The sequence below is a fragment of the Elizabethkingia occulta genome, assembly GCF_002023715.1.
Classification (GTDB): domain Bacteria; phylum Bacteroidota; class Bacteroidia; order Flavobacteriales; family Weeksellaceae; genus Elizabethkingia; species Elizabethkingia occulta.
This window is the reverse complement of record NZ_MAHX01000019.1, coordinates 12515-38313: the sequence shown is the minus strand read 5'-3', so window position 1 is coordinate 38313 and position 25799 is coordinate 12515. Positions and strand designations below refer to the sequence as shown.

Sequence of the window (25799 nt, the reverse complement as noted above, 5' to 3'; positions counted from 1 at the left end):
CAAAAAAAGAATCCCCGCAGCAATGAAGCATTGGGGATTCACATGAAAAACAAGGAATTTTTTTCTAAAATGCAGATCCGGCTGCATCTTTTATACCTTCAGCACTTCTTTCCAGAATAAGCTGTTCTCTTCTTCTTCGTTGTGCTATGAGTCCTCTTCCTTTAATCAGGCGTACATAACGGTTGTATGAAGTAAATCTTTCTTTGCCAAAACCATGTTGCAATACATAGATCATAATTCCTATTCCGGCGATAATAATATATCCAAAAAGCTTTTTATTAGCGGCTAAAATAGCATTGATTTGAAATACTTTCAGGTTTTGCATGGCTGCAGGCTGGCTCAGATTAATACCATCCAGATATACTGCCATATCTCCAAGGCTTGTTACCTGAAAATCGTACTGAAACCAATAGAACAAAGCACTAAAAACAGCTACTGCGATAAAGGACCGCCATACAAGTGCCAATCCGATAGCCGCCATCATATCATTAATGTCCAGTTTATCCATCATGTAAAACCAGACCGTAATATACAGGCTGCACATACCATAACCTTTTAAAATCATTGGCAGGTACCATCTTTCAAAGTTCATCTCCGGAACCATTGAGAAATACATGATGATACTATAAGCTATTAATGCTGCAAAGCCTGATAATACAAAGAATTTAATATTTATATTCTGTCGGAACCACATCATACCCATTACACCTGAAGCTACCATTCCGGGAATCATCCACAGATTCAGTTCCGCATTCGTTACAAGGTCATATCCCAGTATACTTACAGCAAATATATTCTGTACTGTTCCGGTAGCCAGGAACATACCGAGCATTAATAACATCAATAATCCGCTGTAAACATTTTTTCTTTTAAAAATTTTAAAAGATATATAGGGTCTTTTCAATCTTGTCTGTCTGAAGGCCAGCATTACAAAACATACGAATGCAGCAATGCTGGCATCTATTATTTTCGGTGAATTTAGCCAGTCCTGCTGTTTCCCAAATGTAAATACATAAGCGGAAAACAGAAAAGTTGCTGCGAACAATAATACACTCAACCAGTCGATATAATACAATGGCATCTTTACAGAAAAATACTGGTTGTGCATGAATATCCAGCATAATAATGCCATAAGCAAAGCCCCTATAGCTGTCAGTATATAAAAATGTTCCCAATTATAGCGTACAGAAATATCTACGGAAATATAGTTGATAACCTGACTGACAATAATAGCAAACGGATAGAAAACAGAATAGAATTTCCCTCTGTTACCGTCCGGACTCAGAATCATCATTAGTGGCAGAAAAAATTCTATCATGATAAACATTTTCATAAATCCCACGAGAAAAGCTGTAAATACGATAAGTTCCGGCTGATTGGTTGTTGCGCTCAGCAGGCTTAACGCAGCAATAAAAACAAATGCAAATGTTAATTTATCTCTAATCTTAAAACGGAATTTAAACCGCATAACCAGCGGCATTACAGCTCCCATTCCGATTGTTGTTGCATAATTGGCCATGGAGAAGTATTCCGACATACTCCCCATGCTACTGTACATGTAGGTAATATTCCCTGTGTTCACTCCCGACAACGACATCGTGAATGTAGAAAATATCGCTATAAGAAGTAACTGTAGCGGTTTTGGAACCCAATTGGCAAATAGTCCTTTGTTATACATTTTATATAAATCGTGAATGCAGGGAATAAGTAGTTTTCATATCAGACTCTACACCTCGCATTTCACCTTTGTAATAAGATTAATCTTTCAGTTTAATAATCATGTTCATCCCGGCACGGAGCTGACTAAGCTTTTGCTTATCATTGCCCGAAGTAAATTCTATTCTTACTGGTATTCTCTGCTGAACTTTGATAAAGTTACCCGTAGAGTTATCTGTAGGTACACTGGAATATCTGGAACCTGTAGCTGCCGAGATGGCTGTAACCTCTCCCTCAAATTGTTGCCCCCTCAGTGCATCTGCCGACATCATTATTTTCTTTCCTACAGCAATTTTAGGCATTTGACTTTCCAGAAAGTTTGCAGTTACCCATTTCTGACCATTCAACACAATTGTTGCAATCTGTTGGCCAGCCTGTACCAATTGTCCGTCTGAGATTACTCTTCTCCCCATAACACCGTCATAAGGTGCTGTAATCACTGTATAACTAAGATTTAGTTTAGCCATATCCAGAGCAGACTTTGTTCTTTTAATCTCTGCATCGTTGATCCCTAATTTGGATTTCACTTCTGTTGTAGAAAGATTTGCAGACTGCTTCTGGTTTACCAAGGTTTCGTATGCTGCTTTTTGTGCATCATATTCAGTTTTTACCTGATCATACTGTTGTCTGGTTACAGCTTCTGCAGCCAGCAAATTTTTGTATCTGTTCAGGTTTTGTTCAGCATTCCATAGTCGTGCTTTTGCTCCTGCAATATTAGACTCCATTACATTTACATTATTAGAAACTGTATTTACCGAAGAGCTTGTGGCGTTTCTTTGCGCTAAAGCATTCTGATATGCTGCTTCAGCTTGTCCCAATTGTGTCTGTATTTCTCTGTCATCGAGGATGAGTAGCGTATCACCTTTTTTTACCTGTTGGTGCTCTATGAATTTAATTTCTTTAATATATCCCGCAACACGTGTATTTACAGGGTTAATGAATTCTTCAACCTGAGCAGCTTCAGTATAATCTTTGTCGCCGATATGAAAATATTCTCTAACCAGCCAATAAAAACCAGCAATAAGAATTATAAATACAATTGAGTTTGCAATAATGCTTCTTATTTTATTTTTTTTATTAGCTTTTTTTTTCTCCTCTACCCTTGTTGACATTTGCACTTTTGCCCCTGTCACCTGAGTAGGTTGTTCTTGTTGTACATTATTCTTGCTTTCCATATATGTATCCTTGTGTTATTCTTTATTAGTTATTGATTGAGAAAAAGTTCAGTTATAAACTTCCTGTAGATTTCAGAAGATTGTAGTATTGGTACAATACGTTGATCTCTGCCGTTACAAAATCTAGTTCTGCCTGTAGTTTCTGATTTTGCGCATCTATCATTTCTGCCTGTACTGCCAACTGATTAAGATATTTAGCTTCTGTAATTTTATAGTTTTCCTCAGCTAACTTTTGTGCATCATCCATTAGCTTTGCCTGATCTATAGATTCCTGGTACTTTACATAAGCGGCATTTACCATCATATCTATGCTCTGTCTGGTAAGCGTTAGTGCGTCCTGTGCCTGTGCTTTTTGTAATTCACCAACTTTCAGGCGCTCCTTGGTTTTATAAAGATTATCGATGTTATAGCTTAATGAAATTCCCGCCTGCCAAGTATTGGAATACATGTCCAGAACTGGTGTTCTTGTTGTAATAGGTCTCTGCATATTATAGCCCCCAAATCCTGACAGTGTAGGCATCTTATCGGTACTGATAATCTCAATATTCTTTTGTGCCACAGCAATATTGGTATTGGCAGATTTTAATTGAGGATTGTTCTGATATGCCATTTCTATATAATAGTCTGCTCCACGTGCCAACTCTTTACCATCAAGGCTTTCAGTTGGATTGATCTCTGTTTCCTGTGGGAGTCCCAATGCAATATCCAGATTATAATTAAGTATCTTTTTATTATTGGTCAGCGTAAGAATCCCCTGATCCAAACTTTTTATTGCCAGTTCACCACGGATCACCTCATTTCTGGTTACCATTCCCTGCTGGTTGAACTTCTGAATATTCTTTAATCTCTCCTGAGCAAGTTTTTTATTATTCTGAAAAATCTGTTCCTGATTTTTTAATTTGTAAACATCCAGATAATTTGATAAAACCAGAAATTTCACATCCTGTTGATTCTTTTCCAGATCCAGCGCTGCGAGCTGCTCACGCAAACCTGCCATTTCAATAGACTTCTTTACAAGTCCACCTTTAAAGATAAGCTGACTAGCCTGTACGCCATAAGAACTGCCATAATGCGGCATAGCAACATTAGTAGAATTAGAAAAATCCTTGTCTATAATAAGGGCATTTCCTAAATAAAACTGACTTGTAGATGCTGTAATTGTAGGTAACTTCTGTAATTTGCTAACCTCAGTCTGTTGTTTTGAGATATCAATGTTTTTTTCGGATAATCTAAGTTGTTGATGATTCTGTAATGCCAGAGCCATCACCTCATCTGCAGTCATGCTTCTTACTTCTTGTGCGGCAATAAGGCTTCCGCACAAAAGCATTGCTGCCATTGCATAGTTTATAACTTTGTTTTTCATTTTCCTTGCTTTTCGTAAATCTCAGAAATCAGATTTACAATGCAAATTTACGCTGAAATTATGCCCAAGGTAATGCTTAAAGAAAAGATAAAGATGTTCAAAAGTAAGATTACCTATCTAAAACTGGTTTCGATACTCAGTAGGACTTACCCCCTGATGCTTTTTAAAGAAATGACTGAAAGAATATTGATCGCTAAAATTTAGTCGGTTAGCAATCTCATTAACAGGCTTTAAAGTAGAGGCTAATAAAGCTTTTGCTTCATTTATTATGAATTCATTAATCATTTGCCCGGCTGTTTTACCAGTTTCTGCTTTAATAACTGAAGATAGATGGCGTGTAGAAAGCATCATAGTCTGTGCATAGAACTCTACGCTTTTCTGGCTAAGATAATTCTCACCTACCAAACCTATAAAATCCAGAACAATTTCCTGATTACGCGTCATCATACCTTTGGTATTCTTCCGATTACGCATAACAAAACTGGACACATTATAAATAAATGCACTAAAAAGACTTTCAATACTTTCAACAGCATATTCAAGATCATCTATTTCATCCAGAAAATAGTCAATACCTTTTAATATATCCCAGAAAACCTCAAATTCTCTGTCGGTAAATGTATAGCCTCTCCTGAGCTCCATTCTTATATTGTGATATATATTCAGTCTGTTGAATTTCAATCCTATTTTACTGATAAATGAACGCTGATAAGTAAGAACTTTCACTTCAAGCTCTTCACTTACTTCCATAATCTCATATACTGAACGGGAATCTATAAGAATAATGGTATTTTCAATAATTTCAAATACATTAATCTGTTCTTTGATTACCATTTTACCTTTCTTCAAAAACAAAAACAATGGGTTATTGGGATGGTATGGATGCCCCATCGTCAGACTGTCATGAAGATTCTGTTCTGTGAAGATCTTTAAGGCATTAAATTCCATTATCTTGTTTTTAGCAAAAATAAGAAATTATGATCCGCTATTTTTTATAAATAAAAAATAACCACAAAAGAAATAATTCTCTTGTGGTCGGTATAAATGGATATAGATAGTGGTCTGTATTTCTATTTAAAATCTATATAATTCAGATTAAACCCGCCTTTATCAAACTGAAGTTTTATTCTGTCGGTTCCTTTAGAAATTTTTACATTTTTTATAATTGCAGTTTTCCAAACCTGGTCTCCTCCTGTTCCCGGTAATTGTGCTTCTGTTATTTTTTGTCCTTTAGCATCAATTATGGATATTATACCTGTTGTACCGGCATTGGCATAACGTATTTCCAGATTATAGATACCTGCTTTCGCACTTTGTAAAGTAAAGCCTAACCATTCTCCATCTTCAATCTTTCCTACATAATAGCCATTAGAAATTTTATCTTTATTGCTATATATATCTACACCATCATTTCTCATCTTATCTCCGGAGTTCCAGTTGATCTGCTCACCGGTATCTATACGATAATTAATGGCGTCTTTGTCATAATAAGCAGCACCAATTCTTCCCAGATCATATTCGGTAGCAAAGATTCTTCCCGGTATTTTATGCACTGCAAACGGAAGCACCTCATTGCTATTTACCTGTCGGAACATCGCATCTATTACATCTTTTTTAACTTCTGTATTTTCGAATTTGTAATTGTCTGCTATCTTCATCAATGCTTTAGATGCAAATTCCTTAGAAGGTTTCTCACCACCATTTTTCCAGTATTGTAATAATTTTTCATACTCCGGTGTTATTTTAACATTGGCTACTCCGGCAATATTATCGATTTTTTTCATTGGCCAGAAAGCCCATCCTATATTATTATTTTCCATAAGGCTTATGGCTTCCGTAAACCATACATTGGAATTTTCACCACTCTCTCCTAACCAAATAGGTACATTGTACTGATTACGGTAATCCAGCATTTGCTTAATAGAGTTCTGGTCATTTTTATTCCAGTATTTATGAAAGCTCAGTACCATATTGTTGTCCCATAGCGGGAAGATTCCTTTGTAGTTATTTCCCCAACAGTTACCCTCTATTATAATCACGTGTTTCTGATCCACTTCACGGATAGCTTTGGTTACATCTACCATAAATTTTCTTAGTGGTGCATTAGACTCTTCGTCGCATCCATTAAGATTCTTTCCTGTAAATCCATAGTTAGGTTCATTGATAATATCATATCCACCAATCCACGGACTGTCCTTGTAACGTTCTGCAAGTTTCTTCCATAGTGCAACAGACTTTCTTCTGTTTTCTTCACTTTCCCATAGAGAAGGTTTCGCCTTGTCATTATCCGATATATTTACATCATTTCCCTGCCCTCCAGGTAAAGCATGCATATCCAGAAAAAGATACATCTTGTTTTCTGTACACCACTTCAACAGATCATCGGTCATACGAAAACCTTCTTCCAACCAAGTGTCCTGTCCTTTCACCTTTTCTTTCTCAATAGGCAAAGTATAAAGATTGTAATGCATTGGCAATCTTACAGAATTGAATCCCCAGGATTTCAGTGCATCTATATCTTTTTTAGTAATTCCGTTTTCCAGATACTTTTTATAAAAAGCATGCATGCCTTCCTCTCCTGTAAGCTCTGCTATTTTATTCTTAATCTGGTACTGTGGACCTGCAAAATCTGCTGTCTTCAGCATATAGCCTTCCTGTAACATCCATCCTCCTAAACCTAAACCTCTTAGTAAAACGTTCTCTCCTTTATCATTTACTATTTTCTGGCCTTCAATCTTTAGTAACTGAGATGTCCCAAATTGAGACAATAAAAAACAGGACGCAAGTATTACTCTTTTCATAGCGGAAATATTTTTAAAGTTTGATGATTATTTTTTAGAAATCGAATTATTATCTAACCAAAGATATTAAATAAAAATAAAAACTTTCTGAAAAATTTCAGAATACATATGTTCTTTTAATATCAATAATGATTTTATACTTTTTTTATTAAAAATTATAAATTACACCTAAAACATATATAATTATACATTATTTACTTTAAAATAAAATTAATAATACAAATATTAATATATTTTATATATTTATTACGAAATTTTTAAACTAAACTAAAATGAAGAAAATTATTTTTTTAGCAATTACTGTAATAACAGTATTTTCCTTAAACAGTTGCGGCGTTATCTTTGGCGGTAGTAAGTACTCTGGTACAATCAATGTAAAAGATCATCCAAATGCTGATATTTATGTGAGCGGTAATAAACTGGGCACCGGTCAGGCAACAAAATTATTCCCCCGAAACAAACCATTAGTAGTGGAAGTAAAGCAAAATGATTGTGAACCTAAAACCCAGACATTTGACAAAGCATTCAGAACAGGAAACTTTATATTAACTGTTCTCGGATGGGGAATCATAGGTATTGGTGTGGATCTTGGTACTGGTGCCTCTTATAAGCCTGATCATAATAATAATCCTAATATTAAAAAATTAAGTGACAAAAATTACACCTTCGATGTAGATTATTCGCAATGTAATAAACCTTAATGAATAGAATTATAAACAAAAAGCTCCCGAAATTTCGGGAGCTTCTTACTTACTTCATACTAACAACTTTATCAACTATATACACCGTATTTCCTCTCCAGGGAAGAACACCGTGATATTCTTTATAATGCAGGTCAAAGTATTTTCCACTATTGGTTTCCAATTGTTTGAATATAGCTTCATCTTCTATTGAAAATTCAAATTCATAACTACTGATTCCGTTTCCGGTTTTTGCCCGTCCGAAACCATCCTGAATAATTTTTCCTTCATAGGTTTTAAAGACATTCCCTTTCCTAACCACATAGTTAAGAGTTCCGGATTTTACTCCTTCTCCAAAAACAAAATAGTATTTGTAGTAAAACCAGCCTCCGAAAACCAAAAGTAAAACCAGGACAACCCAGAAAATAATTTTTCCGAAGCCGCTTTTCTTTTTTTCATAGATTGTTTCAGACATAATAGTAGAATTTAGTGTTTTATTTAATTATTTAGCAATCGCTCTGGAAATTACGATTTTCTGAATTTCGGAAGTTCCTTCATAGATCTGGGTGATTTTAGCATCACGCATCATACGTTCTACGTGGTATTCTTTTACGTATCCGTATCCACCATGAATCTGTACTGCTTCAATTGTAGTATCCATTGCTGTTTTAGACGCAAACAACTTTGCCATAGCACCACTTTCAGAAATATCTTTTCCAGCGTCTTTTTCAACTGCAGCCTTAAAGCATAACATTCTTGCAGCAGTAATATTCACATGCATATCTGCCAATTTGAAAGCAACCGCCTGGTGATTGATAATTTCAGTTCCAAAAGCTTTTCTTTCTTTAGCATACTTCAAAGCCAGTTCGTAAGCTCCGGAAGCAATACCTAAAGCCTGAGAAGCAATACCAATTCTACCGCCATTCAGTACTGCCATTGCGAATTTGAAACCGAATCCGTCTTCACCAATTCTGTTTTCTTTAGGTACCTTTACATCGGTAAACATCAAAGAATGCGTATCACTTCCTCTAATTCCTAATTTATCTTCTTTTTTACCTACGATAAAACCTTCCCATCCTTTTTCTACGATAAAAGCATTAATACCTTTATGTCCTTTTTCCGGATGAGTTTGTGCTATTACAATGTAATAAGTAGCATTATTACCATTGGTAATCCAGTTTTTAGTACCATTCAGTAAGTAGTAGTCCCCTTTATCTTCTGCGGTTGTACTTTGTGATGTAGCGTCAGATCCCGCTTCAGGCTCAGATAAAGCAAAAGCACCAATAACCTCTCCTTTTGCTAAAGGTGTAAGGTATTTTACTTTTTGTTCTTCACTTGCAAAACGCTCTAATCCTGCGCATACCAAAGAGTTGTTTACCGACATTACAACAGCTGCAGAAGCATCGACCTTAGAGATCTCCTCCATTGCCAATACATAAGAAACACTATCCATTCCGGCGCCACCGTACTTAGGGTCTACCATCATACCCAGGAAACCCATTTCCCCCATTTTCTTCACTTGCTCGGCCGGAAACTTTTGCTGATCATCTCTCTCGATTACTCCTGGTAAAAGTTCGTTCTGTGCAAAATCCCTTGCTGCCTGCTGAATCATCAGTTGCTCTTCTGATAAATTAAAGTCCATATTATTATTGAGTTATTTTTCGTAAAAATACAATTTTTTAAAAATCCGAAAAAGATTTTTATTTTTGATAGAAAGAATAAATATTTTATCTTTACGAAACTCACCTTAAAGTAATTTCATATGTCCGCAAAAAGAATTTTCGATTTTGCCCATAAAGCATTAGAAAAATATCCAAAAGAGGATGCCTTTGCCACTAAAAAAAATGGCGAATGGGTAAAAACCTCTACATTACAATATATCACTCAGGCAAACAAAATATCAAGAGGTCTAATTAAACTGGGTATTAAACCCGGAGACAAGATTGGACTTATTTCTCACAATAACCGTACAGAGTGGGCTGTAATGGACATCGGAATGTCCCAGATAGGTGTAATCAGTGTACCTGTATACCCTACTATCAGTGAAGATGATTATGAATATATCTTTAATAATGCTGAAATAAAATACTGTTTTGTTTCCGATAAAGAGTTATATAATAAACTGATTTCTGTGCAGCCAAAAATATCCAGTCTGATGGGGGTATTTGCATTTGATGATGTAAAGGGGGCACCAAACTGGAAGGAAATTCTGGATCTGGGTGAAGACGACAGTACACAATCTGAAATTGAAGATATAGCCAATACCATTAAAGCAGATGATATTGCTACATTGATCTATACATCCGGTACTACAGGCCGTCCGAAAGGCGTAGCACTTACTCATGAAAATATTGTATCTAATGTAATAAATTCTAACCCTCGTATTCCTGAAGTTAAAATCGATTACAAAGAAATGCGTTGTCTTAGCTTCTTACCATTATGCCACGTTTTCGAAAGAATGCTATTATACCTTTATCAGCATAACGGCTACTCTATTTACTTTGCCGAAAGCATTGATAAAGTCGGTGATAACCTAAAGGAGGTAAAACCTCAGTTTATGACGGTTGTTCCGCGTTTGGTAGAAAAAGTATATGATAAAATCTACAATACTGGTGCCTCTGCCGGTGGTATGAAAACCAAAATCTTTCTTTGGGCTTTATCACTTGTTGAAGATTATGATCTTGGAAAAAACCTTGGTATAAAGGGATGGATTGCAGACAAACTTGTTTTCTCAAAATGGAGAGAAGGTCTTGGTGGTAACATCGTAGCCCTGGTTTCTGGTTCTGCAGCTTTGTCACCTAGATTAAACCGAATTTTCCACGGTGCGGGTATTCCGATTCTGGAGGGTTACGGATTAACAGAAACATCACCTGTAATTGCAGTAAACAGTTTCAAACACAGAAAATTTGGTACTGTAGGCTGGCCTATTGAAAATGCCGAGGTAAAAATTGCTGAGGATGGAGAAATCCTGGTAAAAGGAACCTCTGTATTCAAAGGTTATTACATGGATGAAGAAAAAACTAAGGAAGCTTTTACCGAGGACGGATACTTTAAAACTGGTGATATCGGATTTATTGACGATGAAGGATTTCTAAAAATTACCGACCGTAAAAAAGAAATGTTCAAAACTTCGGGTGGTAAATATATTGCACCTCAGGTTATAGAGAACAGTGCGAAAGCATCTAAATTTATCGAACAGATTATGGTTATTGGCGATGGTGAAAAAATGCCGGCAGCCTTTATTCAGCCAGATTTTCAGTTCGTAAAAGCATGGGCTGAGAGAAAAGGACTGAACATAGGTTCTACTAATGAAGAAATTGCAGCTAATGAAGAAGTGAAACAGCGCATCGGACAGGAAATAGAGGCTCTAAACAAACATCTTGGAAAATGGGAACAGATTAAGAAATTTGAACTCACTCCAATTGTATGGAGTATAGATGAAGGCCTGCTAACGCCAACTCTAAAACTGAAACGTAAAATAATTAAAGAAAAGTTCATAGATTTATATAACAAAATCTATGAGCATTAAATAAACAAAATAAAAGCCGAAAAATTTTTCGGCTTTTATTTTATCAAAACTATACCATGAAAAAAACGATCTTATTATTCTGCTTCTCAACCGGAAGCATATTTGCTCAGTCTGCAAAATCGGGAAATACTTTGCAGTTACTCGGAACAAGAAGTTGGATACGGGTAAACCTCCCGATGCAGCAGTATACGAGCTATAGACTTTTCTGGTCAACAGAGAATACAAAACCAACCTCACCCAACGCTACAATCAATAACAGCGAAGTTTTCTATATCCAAAATGTAAAACCAGAAACTACCTATTATGTATGGGCAGAAACGTCACAGGGATTGCAAAAGCAAATTGTAAAAACTTCACGACAATGGGCATTGGATAATTCGGAGTTGAATGAATTAAAGAGCAACCCTAGTTCCGAAGCAGTTCCCCAGGGCATGAAAATTTTCTGGCAGGATGAATTCAACGATAAGTTATTGAATAAAAATAAATGGACTACAAATTACTTTTCGTCTCTCAATTATACTTCCGAAGCTTCTAAACAGGAAATGCTGGCCGATCGGCTTCAACAGCCTGCATATACTCTCAATGGCAAGTTTATCAATTTATATGTCAGCGATTCTCTTCCAAAGCGGTCTTATAGCCCAAACGGGGGCCAAAAGATTTCTTCGATACAAACCTACGATTGGAAAAAAAATGAAAACCTTCTGGATAATAGCCGCGGTGGTTACTTTGAAGTAAAAGTAAGGCGAAACAGTAGTGGAAATCCGGAAGGAATTAATACGGCATTCTGGTTCGACTCTCCGGGTCCGGATTTACGATACTATCTGGAGGAGGGAACTAATCTGAACGGTACAAAAGGTATAAGGCCTAAAGGGCAATTATTCGAGATAGATGTATTCGAGTATCTTAATGCTCAGTTTGTTTTACACGGTCATGTAGACCAAAAAGGAGTTTTTCAGCGCAATCTGGCTACTCATATCGCAGAAGGAATTGATCATATAAATAAATGGGTAACACATGGCATCCTATGGACACCTACAAGTATTAAACATTATATTAACGGCAAGCTTATTAAAGCATACACAGACAAACATCAGGTCTACTCACCTAACCATTTTATGAATGTGTTTCTGGGAAGTTACGGCTCCAAAGGAAATGTAAATATGGATATTGACTATATCCGGGCATACAACTGGCCATTGGAAAAAGGTAATGAACTCCCGAATCCTGGTTTTGAAGATAGCGGAAGTCTTCTCCCATGGGAAGGTAATGCTACTTTGGCTCCACAAAAAGGTATTAAAAACAGTACGGCAGCTTTACTAAATCCTGGAGAAAATATTGAACAATATGTTTATTTAACGCCAGAAACTACTTATCGATTAGAGTTCTCCTCAAAAAATAAAGGGATCATTAGTGTAGAGGATGTAGCACCTGTTACTGGAGCATTGTCCCCTATTAAAACTCTGGAGTTTACGGGACAAAACAGTTATTCTAAAAAACATCTGAAATTCATTACAGGAAAGGACCAGGCCTATAATATGAAAACAATACGTATTTCTGTAAAAAATACAGGTAATTCAGCTGTATTCCTAGATGATATCACGGTTAAAAAAATCAAATAATTATAACTAAATTTCACAGACTTTTAAAATTTCCAATGAAAAAAATAGTTATTCTCTCCGGTGCCGGCATTAGCGCTGAAAGTGGTATCAAAACTTTCAGAGATTCTAACGGGCTTTGGGAAAATCATAAAATTGAAGATGTAGCAAGCCCGGAAGGTTTTGTCCGAAATCCGGAACTGGTATTGGAGTTCTACAATTTGCGCAGGCGCCAGCTTAATGAAGTTCAGCCAAACGAGGCTCATAATATCCTGGCTGAACTCCAACAGGATTTTGATGTACATATTATCACGCAGAATGTAGATGACCTGCACGAAAGAGCCGGATCCAAAAACATTATTCATCTACATGGAGAACTAAAGAAAGCAAGACCTGTAAATGATGAGGAAAGTATTATTCCGTGGGAAAATGATCTGAACCTTGGCGACCTGGATGAAAACGGAATTCAGCTTCGTCCACATATTGTATGGTTTGGTGAGATGGTTCCGGAAATGGAAAATGCAGCAAGCATAGCTTCTACGGCCGATATTCTACTGGTAATAGGTACAAGCTTACAGGTATATCCTGCAGCATCACTACTCCACTATGTCCCGACAGGCTGTGAAATATTTGTAATTGATCCTCACCTTAGTCAGAATGTTACTAATGAGAAAAATTTCTTTAAAACCTCAGCTACAGAGGGCATGAAATTATTCCGGGAAGCTATATACCGAAGATAAATAAAATACAGCAACGCTTTTATATTTCTTCTTAAGAAACTAAATCCCTGAGAGCTTGTTTAAACTTTAATTAAAATAATATTAGACTTCGGCAAGCTCAGTCTGACACCTATAAAGGAAAGTATTTTGGATGAGAAATATCACTCTGAGCTAAGTGTATAGAGAGCTTGACGAACTATCGAAGAGCATTGATTATAAGATTTAAATATGCTCTTAATGGTCTATTTTTTTAGCATTAAGATTTTAAGAGTATTCAGATTCAATTTGCTTTATACCTTTATATTTCGGTAATTTTGATTATCAAATCTCTTTCGCATGGATATAGAAACTTTTAGAGAATATTGTCTGCAGATGAAAGCAGTGACTGAAGACTTTCCTTTCGGCCCGGAAACGCTTGTATTTAAGGTAGCTGATAAGGTATTTGCTTTATGTGGATTAGACCGTCCCAATTTCACTGTTAATCTTAAATATGACTCGGAACTTATCATCGATCTTCGGGAAGAGTATGATGATATCCAGCCTGGTTATCACATGAATAAAAACCATTGGAATACTGTGAATTTTGAAGGAAAACTTCCTGAAAAATTTCTAAAAGAACTTATTCAGCATTCCTACGACCAGGTAGTAAAAGGTTTACCTAAGAAAAAAAGAGAAGAATTTTCATTATAAATACCCAACATGTCTATACAGAAAAACTACGAAGAAATTATACAATCTTTACCCGCAAATGTGAAACTGGTTGCAGTATCCAAAACCCATCCTGCTGAAGCTATTCAGGAGGTTTATAATCTTGGACAAAGGGTTTTCGGAGAAAACAAAGTTCAGGAAATGGTCGCTAAACAACCTGTACTTCCTAATGATATCCAATGGCACCTGATCGGACATTTGCAAAGCAATAAAGTAAAGTACGTTGCAGAGTTCGTAGATACTATTGAAAGTGTAGATTCTGAAAAACTTTTGGAAGAAATTAATAAGCAGGCAGCAAAGCACAATCGTAAAATCAAAGTTCTTCTTCAGGTGAAAATAGCAGAAGAAGACTCTAAAACCGGAATGGAAGTTTCGGAAACGAAAGAGCTTTTTCTGAAATATATCCAAGGGCATTTTGAAAATATAGAAATCACTGGCCTTATGGGAATCGGGACTTTTACAGATGATACAGAACAAACTAAAAGAGAATTTCTATTTCTGAAAAGACTTTTCGACCAGCTTTCTATTCAGAAAAAACTGGAAACTCTTTCTATGGGAATGAGTGGTGATTATCAGTTGGCTATTGAATGTGGCTCTACTTCTGTAAGAATAGGTTCTTCTATTTTCGGAGCAAGAGATTATAATATTTAGGACCTGCTTCGATAATTCGTCATGCTTTCCTATAAACTAATAAACTAAGCTCAGCCTTGCTAACTATTGAAGAATATCAATTATAAAACTTAAACAGACTCTTAATATATAAAGTGTATTTTCTCATAAAAAATATTTTATGAGAAAATACACTAAAAGATAAGAGTGAAATATAAGCCTTGTACTAAGAAAAGTCTGAAACATGAATAGTCTTTTGGAATTTATCCGCTCCCTTACCGAATTTTCAGATGAAAGCTGGAAGATACTCCAACCAGCACTAACGGCAAAAAAATTCCATAAAAACGAATTATTATTACAGGAAGGACAAACCTGTACTTCATTATTCTATATTGAGAAAGGCTATTGCAGAAGTTTTTATGACATCAACGGTGTAGACAAAAACACCGAATTTTTCTTTGAAAACGAGATTGCAACCAATATTGACAGTTTTGGCAATGGTCAGATATCAGCATATAATATTATTGCAGGAGAGTCGCTAACGGTTATTGTCTTTGATAAAGCCAAACTTTATCAGGCAGCACAGGAATGTCGGGAAATAGAAAATCTGGGAAGACATTGCGTCCGGCTAATTGCTACCAAGCAGGAAAAATTTGCTACCCTATTCAAGCTGTATTCTGCACAGGAGCGCCTGGAATATATTGAACAAAAGCATCCTGAAATGATGCAGAGAATTTCACTCTTCCAACTCGCATCTTTTTTAGGCGTTGCAAGAGAAACCCTCAGCAGAATACGCAAACGGAGAACCACCGGCTAATTTTGTGACAATTGTCACAGGTTATACTTCTCAATATTTTTGACATTTGTCTCTACAAAAAGACATTATGCAAAGATTACAAAAGATCAGTTCTGAAACGAATATCATCACTTGGTTCGAAATCCCTGTAAATAATACACAACGCGCGAAAAAATTTTACGAAACAATTCTGGACATTGAGATGACCTCTCAATTTATTGAAGAAACTAAAGAAACCCTTACCTTCTTCCCTTATGATCCGGAGGTAATACAAGCTACATCGGGAAGAGTAACGGGAGTGCTGACAGAATCTGAAAACAGCTCGCCGTCTGCCAACGGAACAGTAGTATACATTAATGCAAGTCCCAATCTTCAATCTGTTCTGGATAAAGTCCAGCCTGCAGGCGGAGAATTAATCTCCCCTGTTATAAATATTAAAGCCGGGCTTATCGCATTTATACTTGATTCTGAAGGAAATAAAATAGGTCTTCATTCGGAAATATAATCAAAAGTTCAATTTATGTTACACCAATGCTTTGGTATTGGTATATAGCCTTGTCAGAGTTTTAAATCTTTGGCAGGGCTTTTATTTATTAATCCTTTGTCTGCCTTTATCACATTGAATTTTTTGTATTTTAGTTACCTACAAAACATCAATATGAATTTTGAAACATTAAAACATAAAATAGAAACTGCAACTAAAAAAGCATTCTTAGAAATATATGAAAAAGCTGGATCGGAAGGTCTTTATGCCTTTGCTCTATATAGCGATGAAGGTGCTATGACCGTTTGTCCCTCTTCCAATACCCTAAAACATCTGGAAAAGACTCCTACAAACGATATCACCTACTACAAATTTGAACCAGCAGAATGGAAATATGAAATGCAGGGTGCAGATCAAGAGTTTAACGAAATAAGTAACTTATTGAGAGAAGAACTGGACAAACATAGTGACGACGACGATTGGTTTTTAGATTTTCAGGACAAGCTTTATGAAACCTGTATTGAAGTATTGGAAAAATTAAAACAGGAAAGCTTCTTCACTCAGATTACCGGGAAAGAAGTATTCCTAACATTTACAATTTCTGATTATGAGATTAACAGCAAATACATCAGAAATCTGATTTCACGATTAAACGATAATCATTATAAAGCAGAATTTTATCAGTGGATGAAATCCTGGGGAACCTACAAACCAATACAGGATCTTCAGAATTTTTTGGATAGTGATAAAACGATTACCGAACAGGACGTGTACCCTTTTGCCGTTAAACCTTCTACCCGAGAGCTTACCTATCAGCTTCTGGATGAATACAATAAGACAGATTTGTTTCCAAAGGAGTTTTACACCATTGAAAAAGCAGCCGAATCTAATCTGGTAAATTGGCTGGTCTATCCTACCGAACTTAATGCATTTCCTGACGAATTGGAACACCTGCAACGGGTAAGTATCGATTCGGATGAGGACGATGATGCTTTTCATTATGAAGTTTTCAGATACAGAATAAATGAACCTCACTGGGCTGCTGAAAATGGCTGGATGCTTGGTGTGGTAGGACCTTATTACAACGAAAGTTTACCATACGACTATCCTGTTGCAACTTTTAGCAGAACAGACAGTACAACAGACAAAGTAACTCCGGAAGACGAAGCGCTATGGGTGCATCAGAATATATTTTTACAGGATCACAGTTAATCTGGTAATTCCTGACATACTGTTGTCTTTTTGCTACATTATTTTTGCAGACATAAAACTAAGTATGATTCCTCTAACAGATAAAATATATCTTCTGGAAAAATTCAGCGGAAAAGGTGGATGGACTTTTGTAAGACTCCCTGAAATACCACCAGGTCAGAATACGCCGTTTGGTTGGGTAAAAGTATATGGAACAATTGACGACTATGAGATTAAAAATTATAATCTGCAACCAATGGGAAACGGCCGTTTGTTCCTTCCAATAAAAGCTGAAATCAGAAAAAGAATAAAAAAACAGGAAGGAGACTATGTACATATTGTATTGTATGAAGATCATAATCCTTTTGAAATCCCCGAGGAACTAAAGCTTTGCCTTCTCGAGGAACCTTATGTGTATGACCAATTTAGGGCTTATACTGATGGTGAAAAGAAAACAATCACAGAATGGATATATGCTGCGAAATCTGAGCAGACTAAAGCAGACCGAATTGCAAAAATGATTAATGATATTATCGATAAAAATCCCCGGTACTAAGCCGGGGATACTTTCAGAAACTTTTCAAAGTCTCTCTGATGAACAAATCTTTTTCATCATACAAGAATCTGATCCATCGTTTGTTTTGTTATGTAATTCAATTTATGATATGATCTTAAATTTTATTGCTTTGAACCATTAAAAATGTAAATTTTATCCTGTGCTGAGTTTTTCTCAGTACCTACATTAAGAGATTTTGTATCAATAAGATATGATACACTCCCTTGCTCGTCTAAACCTACAACACTTGCCCCTACAGGGTTAGTAACTTTTATGGTTTTTGCTGTATAACCGGAATAAGCTTCACCTGATTTTGGTGTTACCTTTACACGGGAATCATCTACCTTACTAACTATAATAAAAGCATTATAATATTTTATGTCAGGATTTTCACCATCTTCAATAGTTCCTTTAAAAGTTCCGACAACAGGATCTATACTACCAGAGGGATTATTATCCGAATCATTACTGCTTTTACAGCCGATAAAGAACATTCCTGTGCTCAATACTAATACTGCCCCAAGCATTAGTTTCTTCATTCCATTTTTTTTCATAATTGTAAATTTTATTTTTATTTTAGTTTAATATTTAATGTGCCCTGTTCTATTCCTGTCACATATTCATCTTTAACTATGTCCTTGCTTTTTTCTTGAATTTTAGCCAGCAAGTCTTCTGTTGAACCACTATACAATAATGCTATAGCAGATTGTTCAGCATTAAATTTCATTTGACTTTCAGTTACTCCATCTATACCCTGTATAAGAGTATTTAGCTTTTTGACATAAGCAAGGTTTCCTCCTGTAATCAGAATATTGGTTTGATTACCTGCCGTTTTACTTTTACCTTTTTTACCAAATAAGGAAAGGATTCCCCCTCCGGTTTTGGCAGCACCTTCAGTAGTATTTGCAGCACGATTCACCTGATTGGCTATATTGTCTATTTTATCTAACAGACTTTGTGCCTGTGTTATAGAGACGCCTATTATAGTAAGAGCGATACTCAAAAAAAGTGTTTTTTTCATCTCGATAATTTTGTTATTTAGTTCCCGGGTTCTTACGATTGGTCATAACAAAATTATATCCCCATAAGTGGGGATACAATACCTATTTATCGGCTTTTTACACCTCCTAACATTAGGGGGGGGGGTATTGAGAAATCAAATGAGTTTTTCCTGTACCAGCAGCATTAAAAGCTCTGTGGTATTTTTCACCTCGAATTTTTGCAAGAGATTTTTACGGTAGGTATCTACTGTAAAGCGGCTAAGAAATAATTCATCAGCTATAGTTACAGTAGTCTTTCCTTCTGCCAATAACTGAAGAAGCTGTTTCTCCCGACGGGTGATAGAAGGCAGTACCTTTCTTTTATGTTCCGGAAATTGTGCCGCTGCCATTACTTTTTTAGCTTCATTGCACAGTACAATTTCACCTTGCTGCACCTGCTTTATTCCATTCAGCAATTCATCAGCAGAAGCACTTTTTAACAAATAGCCCGAAGCTCCGTTTTGTAAGAGTTGTAAAATAATACTTCTTTCAGCCTGGTTACTAAATCCCACAACAATTGTCTGTGGAGCGATTTCTTTTATTACTTTGCAGAGATCCATTCCATCCAGATCGGGTAATATGATGTCCAGTAATATAATATCTATGGTATTTTGTTGTAGATAAACAAGCAAATCCCTTCCTTTTGTAAAACTTATAATATGTTTACCAGCTTTATTTTCCTCCAAAAGCGATCTTACTCCTTCTGTAACAATAGGATGATCGTCTACAACTGCTATAATACTTTTCATATCAAATATTAAGTTCTATGTTAATTGTGGTTCCCTGATGAATAATAGAATCTACATCCATCTTTCCTTTCATATAGTTTACCCGGTTTTGGATATTGCTCCACCCTAAACCTTTTGCATTTTGGATATTACCGGAATCGAATCCACAACCATTATCCTCTATTGTGATATAAAAGCGTTTGTCTTCCTGAATGCATTGTAAAATAATCTTATTTGCCCCACTATGTCGGATGGCATTGGATAAGAGTTCCTGAATAATACGATAAATATTAACTTGACTGCTAAGCGGATTTATTTTTTGAATACCGGCTGACTGAAACTCTATCAACATATCTTCTCTTGTCATAGAAATACATAAATCGTGTAATGCAACTTCCAGTCCCGATCTTAGTAATGCTTCCGGCATCAGGTTCCGCGAGATATTTCTAAGTTCGTTTATAGAGTCTTCCAACTGCAGTATAACATGGTCTATTACTGGTATGCTTTCCTTTTTTTGCTGTCCGGATAACTTCAGTTTAATTCCGGATAAAGCGCCTCCTAATCCATCATGCAGATCACGAGCTACCCGCTCCCGTTCGCGTTCCTCGCCTTCCAACATTGCCTGAGCCATTTTAAGCTGTTGTTGATTTTCCACTTCCTTCAGCTTTTGTGCATTATTCTTTTTATTATTTTTAACTAAATAAATTAAGAATACAATGATGAGAAGAAATATAACAGATCCTATACCTAAGAGCCAATTCAATAATTGTTGATTCTTATTCTGTAAAAGAGTCTGTTTTTTTTCCGACTGAAGCATTGCTATCTGTTTTTCTTTTTCAGAAGTTTTGTATTTAGTTTCCAAATCGTGTACTTCAACTATAGTCTTCTCACGCTTGATACTGTCTTCATATACCGTATATTTTTTCAGATACTGATAGGCTGTTTTATAATCTCCCAAACGTCTTGAATATTCGGAAACCTTCTTAGCAGCAGCTAAAGCCGATTCATCATATTTCTCCGCAATAGCTTTTTGATGAATATCTTTTGCAATTTCTCTGGCTTGTACATAATCTCCTTTTGCAACTGCTATTTCCTCCTTAGCCCAGTATACATCGTAATAATGATACTTTGTATTGAATTTACGATATTCTATAAAGGCTTTATTCAACATTAACTCTGCTTCTTTAATTCGATTTTTTTTAGCATAATATTTAGCTCTGTAAGCATAATATCTTCCAAAACTAATCATTGGGATATCTATCTTATCCATATTTACTTTTGCCTTATCAAGATATTCTCCCATTCTGTTAATGCTATCCATATTGTACAATACAGTAGCTCCGGTTAAATAAAAATGTGCTTTTAAGCCTGGTTCTCCGTTATATTTTTCAAGTAAATTGAGACTTCTTTGTAAATAATAATATGCTTTTTCATATTCTCCCATGTCCAGAAAACTATGGGCAATATTATGTAGCATAGTACTTAGTAGTTTATAATCTTTTATTTTTTCTAATCTGGGTAAATTAGAGATGAGTAATTCCGTAGACTTCTTTATAGCCCCACTGGCAGAATACATAACTGCCAAACTATTGGTTGCCGGAACAATAAGCTTTATAGCCTGTGAAGAATTATTACCTTTTAGTTGTGCAAGCACTTTATTGCTGTAAAAAAATGTACTGTCTTTATGCATAAGCCCTGTATGCAAATAATTAATAGTTTGGTCAGCATAAGCTTTATAAAGTATAAAAGAGCTTCGGTGGGCTAATGCACGTGCTTTATAAGCATATTCAAAAGCTTTTGCAGAATCATTCTGCAAAAAATATCCTTTGGACAGTTTTCCCATAAGAACAATTCTGGAGGTATCACTTTTAGCAACTTTCAGAACCCGTAGTAAACTATCTGCTTTTTTATAATATTGTCCGGAGATATTTGTCTGCAAGAAAGTGAAAAGGATAAAGATTATGCCCCTTTCTACTATACTATTCCATTTATATTTTATGATTTTCATAAAAATTGTCGTTATTCAAATTTCTCAAAAACATATGAGACTAAAAATACCTAAAATTAGGAGGGTAAAATGTAATAATCAGATACAAAATTATTTAATAGCCCTACTTTCCCAACTCAAAAGCATTCCGTATCTTTGCTACTATGCAAAAAATTCTTATTGTTGAGGATGAAAAGGCTATTTCTGGCGTTTTATCCAGCATTCTTGAAGATGAATGCAAAGGTTATGATATCGTAGTTGCTGAAGATGGTTTGGAGGGATTCAAACTAATCGAGAAGGACGATTTTGCCTTAGTTATTTCGGATATTAAAATGCCGAAAATGGCGGGTAATGAACTATTAGTGAAAGCTTTGGAAATAAAGCCTGACACTACATTTGTTATGATATCCGGCCACGCAGACATCGATACTGCTGTAAAATGTTTGAAAGATGGGGCTTATGATTTTATCTCCAAACCTATTGACATCAACAGACTGATTACCAGTGTAAGAAATGCCCTGGACAGAAAAGTACTTCAACACCAGAAGAATGTTTTGCTTACTGAAAACAAACAGCTTAAAAGAAGAATTACCAAGAAATATCAGATGATTGGTGACTCTGAAGCTTTGAAGCACATTCAGGAAATGATTGAAAAAGTAGCACCTTCCGATGCACGTGTACTGATTACCGGACCAAACGGAGCCGGAAAAGAATTAGTAGCACATGCAGTTCACGATCTTTCTGAGCGTGCAAAAGGTCCTATGATTGAGGTTAACTGTGCTGCTATTCCGTCTGAACTTATTGAATCTGAACTTTTCGGGCACGTAAAAGGATCTTTTACCGGAGCTATAAAAGACAAGCAAGGTAAATTCGAACTGGCTAATACCGGGACTATATTCCTTGATGAGATTGGTGATATGAGCCTTGTTGCACAAGCTAAGGTTCTTCGTGCATTGCAGGAAAGTAAAATCTCCCCTGTCGGAAGTGATAAAGAAATAAAAGTAGATGTACGTGTAATTGCAGCTACCAATAAGAATCTTCAGGAAGAAATAGAAAAAGGAAAATTCCGTGAGGATCTTTATCACAGACTTTCTGTAATTGAAATTCGTGTTCCTAAGCTTGATGACCGTAAAGATGACATTCCTCTTTTGGTGGAACATTTTTCCAAGATCATTGCAGACGAACAAGGCACTGCTAAAAAGAATTTCAGTGATGAGTCTATTAAAGCATTACAAAACTTTAGCTGGACCGGAAATATCCGTGAGTTAAGGAACGTTGTTGAAAGATTAATAATCTTAGGCCAAAGCCCCGTTACGGCAGACGACGTCTCCAAATTTGTAAAAAAATAATTTATGAAATTTTTAAATCAAAAATATACGCGGGATTCTCTGAAGCTCGCGTTACCTGTTATGATCACACAGCTCGGACAAGTTTCGGTGAACTTGTTCGACAATATGATTGTAGGTAAACTCCTTGGTGCACAGGCGTTAGCCTCTGTATCTTTGGGTAATGCCACCTTTTTTTCGTTCTTCGTATTTGCGATGGGATTCTCTTATGCAATACCTCCATTGGTATCCGAAGCACACTCCAGACTAGACCACGATAAAATCAATAGTGTATTTCGTCATGGTTTTATCATTAACCTGGCTGTAGGACTTCTTATGATGCTTGTTATTCTGTTTGGTATGCCATTGCTCTATCATATGGACCAGCCAGCAGAAATTATTCCGGATACCATACATTTCTTAACGATTATGGCGTTTAGTATGATTCCATTCATGGTATTCCAGACATTCAGAGAAGTTTCAGAAGGTTTATCTTTTACTTTAGGAGTAACCAAGGCAACAATTATTGCCAATATCCTGAATATTGTTCTGAATTATATCCTGATTGAGGGGAAACTTGGCTTACCTGCAATGGGAGTAAGAGGGTCAGCTCTGGCAACACTTATTGCCAGAATATTCATGGTGGTATTCTTATACATTGTATTATACAGAGATCCAAGAACTTCTCAGTACATCAAAGCTTTCCATCTTAAAATTGCAGGATTTTCTAAAAGTGTATTCAGCACAATGCTGAAAATAGGTTTCCCGACAGCTTTACAGTTATTCTTTGAAGTAAGTGCTTTTGCAGGTGCGGCTTTTGTTTGTGGGCTAGTTAGTTCAACTGATATTGCTGCTCATCAGATTGCATTATCAATGGCATCTTTTACCTTCAACCTGTGTGTTGGATTTAGTGTTGCCTCTACAGTAATGGTAGGAAGAAAATTGGGAGAAAGAGACTTTGTAGGCCTTCGAAATGTAGGAATCAATAATATAAAAATTTCATTCTTGTTTATGATTGTTTGCGGACTAGCCTTTATCCTGGGCAGAAATATACTTCCGCATTTCTTCGTACAGAACGATGATATCAATGTAATGACATTGGCTTCCAAGCTTCTTATTATTGCTGCTCTTTTCCAGCTTTCGGATGGTATCCAGGTAACATGTTTAGGCTGTCTTAGAGGTATTCAGGATGTAAAAGTTCCAAGTGCTATTACTTTTGTTGCATATTGGATCATTACAATTCCGTTAGGATATTTCTTGTGTTATACCCTTAAAATGGGAGCATTCGGAATGTGGATTGCACTAGGCTTAGGACTTACTATATCTGCCCTATTCCTGGTTGCCAGATTCCTTAGATTAACGAACAGAAAAATACTAGCTGCAAAATAAATATTGCTACAATATATAGATTTTCATAAGGTTGCCTGTTTAGGCAGCCTTATTTATTTATATGACATTACATCCAATTTTTACAAATACGATTAGATAATTTTATTAAAAAGTCTACAGTTAGGGAATTAAATTAAAAAATTGCTTGTTACCACGATGAATGCAGTATATTTGTAACAAACCCTATGTATTATAAAATGAAGAAAAATATATTATCTATTTCCTTTCTTATTTCTATTATCGCTTGTTCTGACAGAACAACAGAAGGAATATCTGAAAACAAAGAAGAATCAAAACCTCCCTTTGCTAAACTTAGTCTAAAGACAAAGGAATCAGAAGCTAATATTTTTGACGTTGTTAACTTCTATCTTGAACCAACCGTAAAAGATCAGAATGTGTCTATATATGACCTGAGAATGTCTTATGATTCAATAGTTGTAAAAACAAAAGGTGAAAATAAAGGAGTTGTTGTTCTGAATGCCAAGGAGAACTCTTTGAAAATGATACTAACATGGTCCAATTATTATTACCTTCCTGAAACCAGTACTACATATTTGTATGGCTATAAAGGCAATAAAATTGTTTTAAAAGATTCTGTAAAGGTAGCTATAAAGAATAGCAAAAACTTCCTGAATACAAACTGGAAAGACTTTAATCCGGAAGCAATAAATACAGGATATTCCAATATAACCAAACCCCACTCATTTTCTATCCGTAAACAAAAAACGGATAATACTCCGTCCATCATACTTTATAATCGCTGGGATATTCCGAATAGTTCGGATAATCCGCTTTATACAAAGCAAAATAAAAACATTTTAAAGAATTATATTACCAAACTATATTCAAAACCTATATATACTATTGAAGCAGATGGTTCTTTAGATAAAAGATTCGGTGATCATTTTTCAGCAAAGCTAAATGGAGAAAAACCATTAGCAATATGGATAACCCCTACTTCTAATGTCGCATTGATGGAGTACACAACATTTTCATCAAATGTTGATTATAAAGTTTATGCTGAACCAGTTAATAAATAAATCAAAATGTATACTCTACAGGAACATACCGTTAATGGAATAAAAGTTGCAGAACTGAACTCCGACAAAGTGCTAATTCAGCAAATGCAGGATGGATTGGATTTGTTGGCAGATCTTTATTATCAGGGCTTCGATAAAATTATTATCAGTGAACAGAATATTACACCCGATTTTTTTGATTTAAAAAACAAAATGGCAGGAGATATTCTTCAGAAGTTTTCCAATTATAAAATGAGACTTGCTATTATTGGCAGTTTCAGCTATGAAAGCAAGAGCCTGAAAGATTTTATTTATGAGTGTAATAAAGGTAAATTAGTTAACTTCGTTAAGACACTGTCCGAAGCTTTAGTATAAAACATACAAAGATT

25 protein-coding genes are annotated in these 25799 nt (G+C 35.7%); 14 read left to right on the top strand and 11 right to left on the bottom strand.

The annotated features are described in order from the left end of the window. Positions 1–64 precede the first annotated feature (64 nt). From BAZ10_RS15965 to BAZ10_RS15945, 5 genes are all read right to left on the bottom strand, one after another. Positions 65–1678: an MFS transporter gene (locus BAZ10_RS15965; protein WP_185116414.1), complete on the bottom strand. Its 1614-nt coding sequence runs from the start codon at positions 1676–1678 to the stop codon at positions 65–67. 79 nt (positions 1679–1757) lie between these two features. Continuing rightward, positions 1758–2891, bottom strand: a complete 1134-nt coding sequence (locus tag BAZ10_RS15960; protein WP_078772880.1) for an HlyD family secretion protein — start codon at positions 2889–2891, stop codon at positions 1758–1760. Between the two features lie 52 nt (positions 2892–2943). Next, on the bottom strand, positions 2944–4254 hold the full coding sequence (locus BAZ10_RS15955) for a TolC family protein (protein WP_078772879.1): 1311 nt from the start codon (positions 4252–4254) through the stop codon (positions 2944–2946). 117 nt (positions 4255–4371) lie between these two features. Further along, entirely contained in the window at positions 4372–5202 is an 831-nt protein-coding gene (locus tag BAZ10_RS15950) for a helix-turn-helix domain-containing protein (RefSeq protein ID WP_078772878.1), read from the bottom strand. Between the two features lie 122 nt (positions 5203–5324). Continuing rightward, entirely contained in the window at positions 5325–7055 is a 1731-nt protein-coding gene (locus BAZ10_RS15945) for a cellulase family glycosylhydrolase (RefSeq protein WP_078772877.1), read from the bottom strand. A 272-nt stretch (positions 7056–7327) separates the two neighbouring features. Between BAZ10_RS15945 and BAZ10_RS15940 the strand changes: the two genes are divergently transcribed. Continuing rightward, the gene (locus tag BAZ10_RS15940) at positions 7328–7756 is read left to right on the top strand and encodes a hypothetical protein (RefSeq protein WP_078772876.1); all 429 of its coding nucleotides are present in this window, start codon (positions 7328–7330) and stop codon (positions 7754–7756) included. 49 nt (positions 7757–7805) lie between these two features. Here the strand turns inward: BAZ10_RS15940 and BAZ10_RS15935 are convergent, their stop codons facing one another. After that, a complete protein-coding gene (locus BAZ10_RS15935) occupies positions 7806–8210 on the bottom strand; it encodes a hypothetical protein (protein ID WP_078772875.1) in 405 nt (134 codons plus the stop codon). A gap of 27 nt (positions 8211–8237) precedes the next feature. Next, positions 8238–9377, bottom strand: coding sequence for an acyl-CoA dehydrogenase (locus tag BAZ10_RS15930; protein WP_009088054.1), 1140 nt, complete (start codon positions 9375–9377; stop codon positions 8238–8240). Between the two features lie 120 nt (positions 9378–9497). On the opposite strand from BAZ10_RS15930, the gene BAZ10_RS15925 reads away from it, so the two are divergent. From BAZ10_RS15925 to BAZ10_RS15885, 9 genes are all read left to right on the top strand, one after another. Further along, positions 9498–11264 (top strand): AMP-dependent synthetase/ligase, encoded by a 1767-nt coding sequence (locus BAZ10_RS15925; protein ID WP_078772874.1) that lies wholly within the window; start codon positions 9498–9500, stop codon positions 11262–11264. 56 nt (positions 11265–11320) lie between these two features. After that, positions 11321–12883, top strand: a complete 1563-nt coding sequence (locus BAZ10_RS15920) for a glycoside hydrolase family 16 protein (protein ID WP_078772873.1) — start codon at positions 11321–11323, stop codon at positions 12881–12883. Between the two features lie 35 nt (positions 12884–12918). Then, entirely contained in the window at positions 12919–13599 is a 681-nt protein-coding gene (locus tag BAZ10_RS15915) for an SIR2 family NAD-dependent protein deacylase (RefSeq protein ID WP_078772872.1), read from the top strand. 315 nt (positions 13600–13914) lie between these two features. Beyond that, positions 13915–14268 carry an MmcQ/YjbR family DNA-binding protein gene (locus BAZ10_RS15910; protein WP_078772871.1) on the top strand — a complete coding sequence of 118 codons (354 nt, stop codon included), beginning with the start codon at positions 13915–13917 and terminating at the stop codon, positions 14266–14268. 9 nt (positions 14269–14277) lie between these two features. Beyond that, on the top strand, positions 14278–14937 hold the full coding sequence (locus BAZ10_RS15905) for a YggS family pyridoxal phosphate-dependent enzyme (protein WP_078772870.1): 660 nt from the start codon (positions 14278–14280) through the stop codon (positions 14935–14937). Between the two features lie 202 nt (positions 14938–15139). Beyond that, positions 15140–15712, top strand: a complete 573-nt coding sequence (locus tag BAZ10_RS15900; RefSeq protein WP_078772869.1) for a Crp/Fnr family transcriptional regulator — start codon at positions 15140–15142, stop codon at positions 15710–15712. 67 nt (positions 15713–15779) lie between these two features. Continuing rightward, positions 15780–16196 carry a VOC family protein gene (locus tag BAZ10_RS15895; protein WP_078772868.1) on the top strand — a complete coding sequence of 139 codons (417 nt, stop codon included), beginning with the start codon at positions 15780–15782 and terminating at the stop codon, positions 16194–16196. 153 nt (positions 16197–16349) lie between these two features. Then, positions 16350–17387 (top strand): DUF4303 domain-containing protein, encoded by a 1038-nt coding sequence (locus BAZ10_RS15890; RefSeq protein ID WP_078772867.1) that lies wholly within the window; start codon positions 16350–16352, stop codon positions 17385–17387. 64 nt (positions 17388–17451) lie between these two features. After that, complete coding sequence (locus BAZ10_RS15885; protein ID WP_078772866.1) at positions 17452–17922, top strand: YdeI/OmpD-associated family protein; 471 nt, start codon at positions 17452–17454, stop codon at positions 17920–17922. Positions 17923–18044: 122 nt separating this feature from the next. Here the strand turns inward: BAZ10_RS15885 and BAZ10_RS15880 are convergent, their stop codons facing one another. The 4 genes from BAZ10_RS15880 to BAZ10_RS15865 form a co-directional block, all read right to left on the bottom strand. Further along, positions 18045–18476, bottom strand: coding sequence for a hypothetical protein (locus BAZ10_RS15880; protein WP_078772865.1), 432 nt, complete (start codon positions 18474–18476; stop codon positions 18045–18047). Positions 18477–18493: 17 nt separating this feature from the next. Then, complete coding sequence (locus BAZ10_RS15875) at positions 18494–18943, bottom strand: hypothetical protein (RefSeq protein ID WP_059322584.1); 450 nt, start codon at positions 18941–18943, stop codon at positions 18494–18496. A gap of 135 nt (positions 18944–19078) precedes the next feature. Further along, positions 19079–19711, bottom strand: a complete 633-nt coding sequence (locus BAZ10_RS15870) for a response regulator transcription factor (protein ID WP_165689710.1) — start codon at positions 19709–19711, stop codon at positions 19079–19081. 1 nt (position 19712) lies between these two features. Further along, on the bottom strand, positions 19713–21698 hold the full coding sequence (locus BAZ10_RS15865; RefSeq protein ID WP_078772863.1) for an ATP-binding protein: 1986 nt from the start codon (positions 21696–21698) through the stop codon (positions 19713–19715). Positions 21699–21841: 143 nt separating this feature from the next. Here BAZ10_RS15865 and BAZ10_RS15860 point away from each other — a divergent pair, with 143 nt between their 5' ends. The 4 genes from BAZ10_RS15860 to BAZ10_RS15845 all read left to right on the top strand — a co-directional run bounded on the left by BAZ10_RS15860 (position 21842) and on the right by BAZ10_RS15845 (position 25785). Continuing rightward, complete coding sequence (locus BAZ10_RS15860) at positions 21842–23026, top strand: sigma-54-dependent transcriptional regulator (RefSeq protein WP_078772862.1); 1185 nt, start codon at positions 21842–21844, stop codon at positions 23024–23026. Positions 23027–23029: 3 nt separating this feature from the next. After that, entirely contained in the window at positions 23030–24391 is a 1362-nt protein-coding gene (locus BAZ10_RS15855; protein ID WP_059322588.1) for an MATE family efflux transporter, read from the top strand. Positions 24392–24588: 197 nt separating this feature from the next. Continuing rightward, positions 24589–25431: a hypothetical protein gene (locus tag BAZ10_RS15850; protein ID WP_245803843.1), complete on the top strand. Its 843-nt coding sequence runs from the start codon at positions 24589–24591 to the stop codon at positions 25429–25431. A 6-nt stretch (positions 25432–25437) separates the two neighbouring features. After that, positions 25438–25785, top strand: a complete 348-nt coding sequence (locus BAZ10_RS15845) for a DUF4180 domain-containing protein (protein WP_078772860.1) — start codon at positions 25438–25440, stop codon at positions 25783–25785. The last annotated feature ends 14 nt before the right edge of the window (positions 25786–25799 follow it).